At 33.4% G+C, this 11438-nt stretch carries 8 protein-coding genes; 2 read left to right on the top strand and 6 right to left on the bottom strand.

The genetic code is table 11. From position 1 onward, the window contains the following. Positions 1-12: 12 nt before the first annotated feature. Both JMA43_RS13240 and JMA43_RS13235 read right to left on the bottom strand, forming a co-directional pair. Positions 13-402 carry a hypothetical protein gene (locus JMA43_RS13240; RefSeq protein ID WP_342157157.1) on the bottom strand — a complete coding sequence of 130 codons (390 nt, stop codon included), beginning with the start codon at positions 400-402 and terminating at the stop codon, positions 13-15. 14 nt (positions 403-416) lie between these two features. Beyond that, positions 417-1178, bottom strand: coding sequence for a DUF3108 domain-containing protein (locus tag JMA43_RS13235; protein ID WP_342157155.1), 762 nt, complete (start codon positions 1176-1178; stop codon positions 417-419). 257 nt (positions 1179-1435) lie between these two features. On the opposite strand from JMA43_RS13235, the gene JMA43_RS13230 reads away from it, so the two are divergent. Together JMA43_RS13230 and tamL are read left to right on the top strand one after the other, a co-directional pair. After that, on the top strand, positions 1436-6463 hold the full coding sequence (locus JMA43_RS13230) for a translocation/assembly module TamB domain-containing protein (protein WP_342157153.1): 5028 nt from the start codon (positions 1436-1438) through the stop codon (positions 6461-6463). After that, positions 6460-8733: a translocation and assembly module lipoprotein TamL gene (tamL, locus tag JMA43_RS13225; protein ID WP_342157152.1), complete on the top strand. Its 2274-nt coding sequence runs from the start codon at positions 6460-6462 to the stop codon at positions 8731-8733. Before JMA43_RS13230 ends, tamL begins: the two co-directional genes overlap by 4 nt. Before the next feature lie 56 nt (positions 8734-8789). Here the strand turns inward: tamL and JMA43_RS13220 are convergent, their stop codons facing one another. The 4 genes from JMA43_RS13220 to JMA43_RS13205 all read right to left on the bottom strand — a co-directional run bounded on the left by JMA43_RS13220 (position 8790) and on the right by JMA43_RS13205 (position 11291). Beyond that, on the bottom strand, positions 8790-9152 hold the full coding sequence (locus JMA43_RS13220; RefSeq protein ID WP_342157150.1) for a DUF1304 domain-containing protein: 363 nt from the start codon (positions 9150-9152) through the stop codon (positions 8790-8792). Positions 9153-9168: 16 nt separating this feature from the next. After that, positions 9169-9789 (bottom strand): hypothetical protein, encoded by a 621-nt coding sequence (locus JMA43_RS13215; RefSeq protein WP_342157149.1) that lies wholly within the window; start codon positions 9787-9789, stop codon positions 9169-9171. 16 nt (positions 9790-9805) lie between these two features. Continuing rightward, positions 9806-10264, bottom strand: a complete 459-nt coding sequence (locus JMA43_RS13210; protein ID WP_342157147.1) for a hypothetical protein — start codon at positions 10262-10264, stop codon at positions 9806-9808. Positions 10265-10409: 145 nt separating this feature from the next. Beyond that, entirely contained in the window at positions 10410-11291 is an 882-nt protein-coding gene (locus JMA43_RS13205; protein ID WP_342157145.1) for a sugar phosphate isomerase/epimerase family protein, read from the bottom strand. Positions 11292-11438: the final 147 nt, after the last annotated feature.

Here is an 11438-nt window from a genome sequence, read left to right as displayed (position 1 = left end):
CTTTTAAAAATGTTACTCTTGAATACTGTCTATTTCTTCTTCCAAAAGCTCTACATCTTCATCTATTTCTAGTTCATCCAATTCAGATTGAATTTCTTCTAATTCTTCCAAGTTTTCTTCTTCAGCTTCTTCTATACGCTCTTCATATTGAGTGTCTTCAGCTACTTTTTCTTCAGTAAAATTATTCTTTGCTAAAGTTGTAATGGTTAATAAAACAGCTAAAACAGCCAAGGCAGATGGTAATTTTTGTTGTGATTTATCAGAAAATTTAAACTTCAATAAAAAAGCTAAAATTAAAGCAATAATGCTTGGAATGTAAGCTATTGTTCCCAACGGAAGAATTACAAATGCAATAGCAATGATAAGCGCAATAATGGTTAAGGTAATTAATAGATTTCTCATAGATTTGATTATAGTTAGATTCCGCTAGCGGAAGTTAATTTTAATTGTCCAGTTCCTACAGGGATATTAAATTTCATTTGTGTAGGAATTTTTTTAGCATCGGCGGTAAGCCAAATTAAATTTTCGTCTTTTCCGCGTAGCGCATTTGTTTTTGCTGCTATCGATAGTTTATAGCATTTTTTCTTTCCTAAAACATCGGTTGTAATATCTTCGGTGCCTAAAAGTTTCACACTCACCGTTGTTTCTTTATTGTCAAACAAAATGGTAAAGTTTTTTACCTCGCCAGTTTGCATACTACTAAAATTAAAATTTCGTAATTGATAAATAGTCGACACTACATCACTTGTATTTGCGCCAATTTTAAGCGTTGTTGTTTGATCTTTTATTTTACGTTTGTTTAACACACTTTTTGCGGTTCCTTTGGCATAATTAAAAGTGTATTTTATTTGTTTTATATAACCACCTTCATCGATATCTCTCTTGTATAACAACGGTTTTAAAGTAGATGGATTTACGTAGGATTCATACACATCTCGTATTCTAAAAAAGGAATCCCATTTGCTGTAAGTTACGGCTTTACAACGCAAATGCAATAAAGTAGATTTTGAAGTGGTAACCGTTTCGGTCTCCATTGTAACCTGAGCAATATTGGTAAGTAAACCTCCCATATTGTATGAGGCTACATAAGTAAGCTTTTCATCTGGTTTAATGGTAGTATTTTGCTGAGAAAAAGCAAAAGCGCTACAAAAAAAGCAAAGCATTAATAGTTTTTTCATAATTTTTAAAAGTTGTAATTAGCTTGTTTTTGTTGCTTGTAACGGCTAGAAAACGTGTTGGTTATTAAATTATTTAACCGCTAAAATTTTAGGCTAAATAACGAAAAAAGTATATACGTAGTATCTGTCAGAAAAAATATTTTAAAAAAATAAATTAGCTACTTAAAATGATTATTTTAAAATACTTTTATAAAAAATCTACATCCTACAACGTATATTTGTTAATCGAGCTCCATGTTTAAAGTGGGCGATTTTATATGCCAAAGAATCAAAAAATTATAAAAAATAGGTTTCTGAGAATTTTACTGAGGGTTTTCTTAGGAATTTTACTCTTGTTTTTTGCTTTGATATTGCTAATTAGGAGTCCGTGGGGACAAAACTTAATCGTAGGAAAGGCAGTTGGTTTTCTTTCAGAAAAAATAGGAACTACTGTAAAAATCGATAAAATTTACATTACATTTTCTGGAAACGCTTCTTTAGACGGTTTGTATATCGAAGACCAAAAAGGCGATACTTTAATCTATTCTAAAAACCTCGAAGTTGCAACGGCTTTGTTGCCGTTAATCAGAGGAACAGAAGTAGATCTGAGTTTAATTGATTGGGAAGGAGTTCGAGCAAATATTCATCGGGATACATTGGGTGTTTTTAATTTCGATTTTATTACAAATGCTTTTGCTACTGAAGATACAACCGCGGTCGATACAACCACACAAACAACAAAGATAAATCTCGGAAACATCCGATTAAGCGATATTAACATCACCTATGATGATAAATTTTCTGGAGTAGATTTACAAACTTCCGTAGGAAAACTTTCAGCCGATTTTGATGTTTTTAATCTTGATAAACTGCAATTTGAGTTGGACGATATTTCTTTATCCGACAGTAAAATAAATTACATCCAACACCATCCTTTTGATAAATCGGTCGATACCACTTCTTCGAATGTATTACCATTTTTAAGATTGTCTTCGGTAAATATTTCTGAAGTAGAAGCCTTTTATAAGTCGGAAGTTGATGCAATGACTCTCGAAACAACAATTAATACTTTACTGCTCGAACTTCCAAAGCTCGACCTTACAAATAATGAAGTGGTAGTGGAGACATTTTCTTTAGAAAATTCAAAACTATTTTATGCCGATAATAGCTATCCGAAAACACAAACAGATACAACTGCTTCGGAAAAACCTATTTCTTTTGAATGGCCAAATTGGAACGTAACTGCAGATGCGATTGCCTTAGAAAATAATGAAATACAATTTAAAAAGGTAACTACAGATACTATTTCGGGAGGATTTAATCCGAATGATATACAACTAAAGCAATTTAATTTTATTTCAGAAGAAATTAGTTATCAACCTTCCAAAGCTAGTTTCAATTTAAAGACACTTTCGTTTTTAGAGCACAATGCTTTTCATTTAAAAGATTTGAATTTCAATTTTCAACTAACTGAAAACTTATTGGAGTTAAGTTCGTTACATGCTTCAACTGGAAGAAGTCGAATTGCAGGAGAAGCCAAGCTTCAATACAGTAGTTTTCAATCTTTTTTAAACGATTTTGAGTCGGCTAAAATTCAGCTTGAACTACCAGATTTTGCTGTTAATTTTCAAGATGCTTATTATTTTCAACCCGATTTGGCTTCGAATGCCTATATCGATTCTTTAGCTCAAAAAAATATCGAAGGAAACATTCAATTAAAAGGAAGTTTAGACAGTCTTGCAATTCAAAAAAGTAAACTTAATTGGGGTGAAAACACATCGATAGCCGTAGATGGTAGCGTCACTTCTGTAACAAATGTAGATAGTTTAAAATTGTATTTTCCTACGCTTAAATTGAAAACGCTACGCGAAGATGTGACTCATTTTATTGCGGAAGATTCTCTTGGAATTTTAATACCAGAAACTTTAGCACTGACAGGGAATTTACAAGGCAGTTTGAATGCTATTCAAACCAATCTTAATTTAACTTCTTCTGATGGTTCAATTGTCCTCAAAGGGAATTTTAAAGAACGTCCGCAGTTGGCTTTCGACGCTCAATTGGTAGTTAATCAACTTAATTTGGGTAAAATTATACAAAATGAAAATATTGGAGCACTTTCTTTTGAGGTGAACACAAAAGGACAGGGGAATAGTCTAAATAATTTGGACGCTGTACTTACTTCAAAGTTCGATTCGTTGGCATACGCAACCTACGATTTTTCCAATCTAAAATTAAACGGAACGGTTAAAAATGGAGAAGGAAACCTTGCTCTAGCCTATAAAGACGACAATTTAGATTTCGATTTAAATACGCATATGGTTTTGGATACGGTAAATTCAAAATTTGATGTTTTTCTCGATTTAAAAGGAGCCGATTTGTACAAACTGGGGTTCACTAATAATGATGTACGTACAGGGTTTAAGTTAAATGCAGTTTATAAAGGCGACTTGTCAAATTTTATTCTCGACGGGAAATTAACCGAAGGAGTTGCTATCTATAAGAACCAATCGTATAATATCGACGATTTTAAATTTGATGTAGCCATTCAAAACAAAGAAACCAACGTAGCACTTTTTAGCAATATGCTTACAGCAAATTTAAAGGCCAATGCTACTCCAGATATTCTCATTAACGCGCTTGAAAAACAACTTAGCGGTTATTGGAAAAATAGTACAGATAGTCTCATTGTAAGTAGTGACAGTTTACAAAACACCAAAATGAAATTGGATGTGTTATTGCGTCATACACCTGCTTTGAGCGAGGTTTATTTACCCGGTTTGGATGAAATGGATTCGGTGTATGTAGCGGTGAATTTTGATGAAGCTACCCAAAAAATTGATGCGAGAGTTAGCGCTCCGTACGTAAAATATAAGACTACAATTATCGATAGTTTACAACTCGATTTATTGGGTTCTAAAGACGCAGTGAATTTTGATTTTGGATGGAGCGGAATACAATCAGACCCGTTAAAAATTGACAGAACAAAACTGCAAGGAGCTTTAAAAAACAAAAAGCTAACATTAGATTTTAACAGTAAAGTTGCAAATGAAACTTTGATTCAGATAAATTCTGAAGCTCGATTTTCTGGGGACACAATATATTACCATATTGCTCCAGAAACATTGACCATTAATAAAAATAAGTGGCAAATTCCAGCTACAAATCAAATTACGTACGCTACAAAATTTATCGACGTTAAAGATTTTACCTTCAGTAATAACAATCAAAAAATTGGACTTGTAAAATCTTCTTCAGCAGAAGGAGTAGAAAAGGTTGGAGTGTTGTTTGATAATTTTAAACTGAACAGTATTTTAAGTTTTTTCAATCCCGAAGAACCAATTGTAAAGGGTGTTGCCAAAGGCGAATTAAATCTCGAAAATCCGTTTGAACAAGCGGGACTTCAAGCTGATTTATCAATTTCAGATTTTGAAGCTTTAACGGTTCCGCTAGGGAAATTATCGGTGAAAGCAATTTCTGAAAACTATAGTGATTACACTTTTGATATGGCGTTGAAAGAAGGAAATATCGACCTCGATTTATCTGGAAATTATATTGCTCAAGAAACCGATTCGAAGTTAGATTTAGACCTTTCGATTAACGATTTAAAGATGCAAGCAATAGAAGCTTTTTCTGATGGTGCTGTTTCAAATGCCAAAGGAAGTATTACTGGAAAAACTAAATTAACAGGTACCACAACCAATCCAACTTACTCTGGAAACCTTAATTTTGAAGGGGTAGAAGTGTTGGTAAATCAGTTAAATTCGGTTTTTAAAATAGACAATCAAACACTCGCTTTTAACAATGACGGATTGAAATTAAACAGTTTTTCGATTGCCGATGAAGCCAATAATAATTTTGTGTTGGACGGAGCTATTTCAACTGAAAACCTTACCAATCCTGCATTCGATTTAAGTTTAAAAGCTTCCAATTTTAAGGTGCTTAATTCTACGCGCGAAGACAACGATTTATTCTACGGAAATGTAAGCTTAAACACCGATTTAACCATTAAAGGAAATCTCGAAATTCCGAAGATAGAAGGAAAATTAAAGATTAATGAAGACTCTAAATTTACTGTAATTGTACCAGAATCTGAATTAGATTTAAATGAGCGAGAAGGGGTTGTTGTTTTTGTAAACCGAAAAAATGAGAATGATATTTTAACGCGAAAAGAAGCCCAAGCTACAACTACGGTTTTAGAAAATTTAGATATTGATGTATTGCTTTCGGTGGATAAAAATTCTATTTTCAGAATTGTAATTGATGAACGTACGGGCGATAATTTACAAGTATCGGGAACAGGCGAATTTAATTTTGCCATGGAGCCCAACGGAAGAACCACACTTTCTGGGCAGTATGAAGTGAGTGATGGTCATTACGAGGCGAGTTTGTATAACATTGTAAAACGTAGGTTTGAGATAGAAGAAGGTAGTAAAATGACTTGGAATGGCGACCCGCTAGATGCCATTATGGATATCAAAGCTATTTATAAAGTGGAAACTTCTGCCGCTTCATTAATGTCGTTACAAACCTCAAATGCAAGCACAACCGATTTAAATGTATACCGACAAAAATATCCGTTTTGGGTGTATTTAAATATTGGCGGAGAGTTACTCAATCCTGAGTTGTCGTTCAATTTAGACATGCCCGAAGATGCGCAAAGTGCTGCAGGCGGAAATGTGTATGGCTATGTACAACAATTAAACAATCAAGAGGAAGAGCTCAACAAGCAAGTTTTCTCTCTTTTGGTAATGAATCGTTTCTTTCCTGCATCGGGAAGTGACGGAAGTACAGGAGGTCCTGCATCCATCGCGAGAGATAATGTAAACGATGTGTTGTCGAATCAATTAAATGCTTTTTCAGATAAAATATTAGGTGATACTGGTGTGCAATTAGATTTTGGTTTAGACAGTTATACCGATTATCAAACTGCATCCGACCGAACAGAATTGGATATAAATGCCAGTAAAAGTTTGTTTAACGACAGGCTGGTAGTACAAGTTGGAAGCGAAGTAGATATTCAAGGAAGTAGTCAGAGTTCCGACGGAAATGCACCAGTTATCGGAAATGTTGGGTTGGAGTATTTAATTACTGAAGATGGGCGTTACCGACTTCGAGGATACCGAAAAAACAAATTTGAAAGTGTTATTGATGGGGAACTTATTGTAACGGGAATTTCGCTTATTTTTAATAAAGAGTTTAATAAATTTAAAGAACTCTGGGAGCGTAAAGTTCGCGAAGAAGTTGCCAAAGAAAAAGCACAAAAGGAAAACGAAGAGAATTCAGAAAAAACAAACGAGACGAATTGAAGCAACAAATAAAAAAATATTCGCACATACTTTTATATTTTGTGTGTATACTTTTTACGGCATGTAGTGTAAAGAAATACATTCCGGAAGATGAAGTATTGTACACCGGCGGAAGTATAGACGTGGAAACTTCAGAAAAAATTAAAGATTTAGGAACAGTAAAAGATGAATTGGATGCTTTGCTACGTCCAACACCAAATTCAAAATTTTTGGGAGTTCGTTGGGGGTTGTTAACTCATTATAAATCGCTTCAAGATAATCCGGGTTTCATCAATAGATATTTAAATAAAAAAATAGGGGAGGAACCTGTTTATTTGTCGGATGTTGACGTTGCCCGAACAGAAGAACTTATTAATAACCGATTGGAAAACAGGGGCTTTTACAAAAGCGAAATTCAGTCGGTAGTACATAAAAAGAAAAAAACAGCCACGACCGAGTTTGAAGTTACTTTATCCGAACCGTACAGACTGGCTTCGTTTACGTTAGATAAGGATAGTTTAAAGGTTTATGACTCCATACAAAAGTCGATGACGGAGACGCTCTTAACTTCGGAGACTCGATTTGATTTGGCTAAACTTAAAGAAGAACGAGAACGAATAGACACGTATTTAAAAGCGCGCGGGTATTATAATTTTAATGAAGATTTTTTAATTTTTGAAGCTGATACAAATCAGTATAATGAAAAGAAATACGATTTGTTTTTGCGCTTAAAAACAGAAACTCCAGAGAAATCTAAAATTCCGTATAAGTTAAATTCGGTATCGGTGTATTCCGATTATTCACTTGAAAATGAAGACCTACCAAAAGATACTATTCGTCATAATGGAGTGAACTATATTCAAAGTACCGATTATTTTAAAGCTGAACGCTTAGCGCCATTTGTGTTGTTTGAAGAAGGGCAATATTACAGTCCGCAACGCTCAAAATTTACAAGTAATCGTTTATCAAAAATTGGGTCTTATAAATACACCACGATTCGTTATGATAAGGTTGCCGACTTTAAAGAGGGTGATTCGGTAGGACTTTTGGATGCAAAAATATTTCTGTCGCCACTAAATAAACATTCTGTACGAGCAGAAATTCAGGCAAATTCAAAATCAAATAATTATGTAGGACCTGCATTGGCGCTAACGTACACCAACAGAAATTTGTTTAGAGGAGGAGAAATTTTAAATATTTCTGCACGTGCAGGTTATGAAAAACAGCTTGGTGGCGGAAATGATAACACAGGTTCGTCGAGTACACAATTAGGATTAAAATCTGATTTGATTTTTCCTCGTATCATCTTTCCTTTTAAAATAGATTTAGGTTTTGGATATGAAGTTCCGAAAACGAAAATTAGCACAGCAATCGAATACCTCAATCGAGAAGATTTGTACACTTCTACAACCTTGTTAGCATCGTATGGATATACGTGGAATGCTAATAAGTATGTATATCATGAGCTTACACCTTTAAGTTTTAATTATAGTAGTTTAACCGATACTTCTGAAGAATTTGATGCCTTAATTGAAGAAAACCAATATTTAGCAAATAGTTTTGAACAGAAGTTTATTGCTGGGTTGACGTACAGTTTTATTTATAATGAAATTTCTGATTTAGAAAAAAAGAATCCGATATACTTTGCTGCCAATTTTGAGGTTGCCGGAAATATCCTTGACTTAATAAGTGGAAAACCTGACGAAAATGGCGTTAAAAAAGTTTTAGGTTTAGAGTATGCTCAATATGCAAAAGCAGATGTTGATTTTAGATACCGACATAAAATTGACAATGAACAAGCGCTTGTAGCTCGACTTTTTGGAGGAATTGGCTACGCCTATGGAAATTCTGAGACAATGCCGTATGCAAAACAATATTACGCTGGGGGACCCTTTAGTGTGCGTGCATTTAGAATACGCTCTTTAGGACCAGGGACTTATCAACTTACTGGAGAAGAAAGTAGCTCGTATTTAGACCAAACAGGAGATATTCGTTTGGAAGCTAACTTAGAATATCGATTTCCTATAGTTTCTTTTTTAAAGGGCGCTTTATTTGCCGATGCTGGGAATGTATGGTTGCTAAATGAAAACCCTGATATTCCCGGAGGAGAAATTTCTTCAGGATTTTTAAAAGAATTGGGAGTAGGTGTGGGCGCCGGAGTTAGAGTGGATATTCAAAGTTTTGTAATTCGTTTCGATTTGGCTGCTCCAATTCATAAACCTTATGAAAGACGTTATAATTTTGATTTAAGCGAACCAATATTAAATTTTGCTTTTGGATATCCGTTTTAAAAATAAAATTCAAATAGTTAAAACTCCTCTATGTTTATTTTCAAATCAAACTAAGATTATTTCATTAATATCAATACTATTGTGAGGATTGCTGGAATAGCTTGAACATACAATATTTTTTTACTCGCTGTAAGCGCACCATAAATTCCTGCAATTGCAACACACGATAAGAAAAACAACGAAACATTGGTTTTCCATACTTCATCTGAAATGAAAAAAGTCCAAATTAAACCTGCTGCTAGAAAACCATTATACAAACCTTGATTCCCTGCCATTGTTTTGGTTTTAGGAAATAATTCATCTGGAAAAGATTTGAATATTTTTTTGCCCCTTGTTTCCCAAGCAAACATTTCAAACCACATTATATAGCAATGAAATAAGGCAATAACAGCAATTAAAATTTGAATAATGATATGCATATCGATTGATTTTTTATTATTTACATGTTGATTTTAATATTGTTTTTCCGTTTTCTTCAACGAGCTCATAACCGTTGTCTAGCATTGGCTGAAAACTTTGTCGCCCTGTAAAATGCCAAAGTAAATGTCCGTAAGTACAAATGTTAATTCTACCTTCGTCCAATTCAGTTTTTATTAATGGTTTCAGTTCCTCCCAATATTCTTTTGGTGCATGCACAAGTAATATATATGGGTTGAACTCAGCATCATTAAAAGGTTCTTTGTAATACATTTTAATTCTGTCAGAAGTAGGAAATCCATAAGTTTTTATTATTTCAATCATTCGTTCTGTATGCTCTTTATCCTTTGGGTTTATATAATTTTCCCAAATTAATTTAGAAGTTTTCTCAGATTTGAATTTTCGTTTTTCAATTTCTAAAGTTACAAGGCTATCAGAAAGTTGCTCGATGCTATCGGTTTCACTCTTATCAAATGTTTTGTAAAAAGTGTATTCGCGTAGCATTTGGTCATACCCGTACATAAACTCCATTTCTTCAACTAATGCATTGATGTTTTGTTTAAAAATGGAGTCTTTAGTTGCTTGACTATAGTTAATTTTAAAGGCTAGGAGGGTTATAATTAAAAGTATGTATTTCATTTAAAAGTTATGTTACTTACAATAATTTTCTTTCTTCTGAAGTAAGATTTAACAGGGAAATTATCTTTTCTTTATTTGGAATTAGAGAGGTAAAATATAATATGAGAAGTATTGCTATAACAGCATAAATGGCGTTACTCGAAATTAAATATTTTACTATTGCGAATAAGCTAGCGCTTTCAATCATTGCAAATTTTATAATATTTGCTGTTTGGAATTTAGCCATTTTTTGAAAAAATGTATCTTCTCTTTTAATAGTATTTATGGTTTGTTGGTAGATGTAGTTTCCTATAAAAACTGCTGCGATTGCAAAGCATGGCACGAGATACGACATCATATCTGGATTTTCAAAGTTAAACTCTAGACTTTGCATTAAGTAAAAGGCAACTCCTAAAAATATAATTTGACCAGCAAGAAAAAAATAAAAAATAAGTTTTAGAGTGAAGAACGGTGTTTTATTGGTAGTGGTCGTCATGTTTTGTATTTAAATTTTAAATATACAGAATTTACTCGATAATTGAACTTGAAATGCTTCTAGTAAGTTTGCGTTATTGAAAAATTGAGCAAAAAAAATCCTGAGTTTATAGCTCAGGATTTTTAAAATCTATGCTGTTATTTTTTTATTCAAAACCAAACTTTTGGAGTCCGTCGTGACTAACTTTAATAGCTTCAAGCGGCGTGTGATGAAATGTTTGATCTTGTTCGACCATGTAATACTTCATTCCAGAAAGTTCTCTTTTTTCCCAAATCTTTCCAAAGTCGATAGTTCCTTCTCCAACAGGCGCAAACTTACCGTCGGTACTCATATCTTTTACATGCCAAAGTTTAAAACGCCCTGGATATTTTTCAAAATATTCAATTGGGTTTGCACCAGCTTTTGTAACCCAAAATAAATCCATCTGAAAATTAACATATTTAGCGTCTGTGTTTTCTAAAAAATATTCAATCGGAACAATTCCGTTTTCATTCTTTTTAAATTCAAAATCGTGGTTGTGGTATAAGAGTTGCAAACCAGCATCGCTACATTTCTTTCCAACGGTATTTAAAAAATTCACCATAAAATCTAAATCTGGATCCATTCCCATAGTTTGGGTTTCTGCATTGTATTTAAATCGTCCCATTGGAGGCACAGGAATTACAAAATACGTAAATCCAGCAGCTTTTACATCGGCAATTTCTGTATCGATATTGTCTAGCGTAGCACTCCCTTGATGCGTACTGACACCGTTTAAACCTTTGTCATTTAACAGCTTTTTAAAGTTCTCTGGCGTTAAGTTGTAAAATTTTCCATTGCTGTATCCCGCAGCTTCCACATTTACATAACCAGCTTTTGCAACAGAGTCTAACGTTGCTTCTGTATTTTTCCCCATATCATCGCGAAGGGTGTAAAGTGCTAGTCCACCAAATTTGTCGTTGGAAGTAGATGTTTGACAAGAAGTTAGCACAGCAATAGATGCTAAAGCGAATACTTTGGCAGTATTCTTTAGATGTTTGAATTTCATAATAATGCGTAAAATAGTTAGTAGTTAAATATACTCAACTAAATGAGTTAAGTATTTTCAAATGTAAAAAAATACTTAATAATATTCATTTTTATATGGAATAAATTATTAATTGTTTATTATTGAATTACTTTATTTACAGATACT

The sequence above is a fragment of the Joostella sp. CR20 genome (assembly GCF_038433465.1).
In the GTDB taxonomy this organism is placed as follows: Bacteria; Bacteroidota; Bacteroidia; order Flavobacteriales; family Flavobacteriaceae; genus Galbibacter.
Note: the sequence above shows the minus strand (reverse complement) of the source record. Positions and strands in the feature narration are given on the sequence as shown.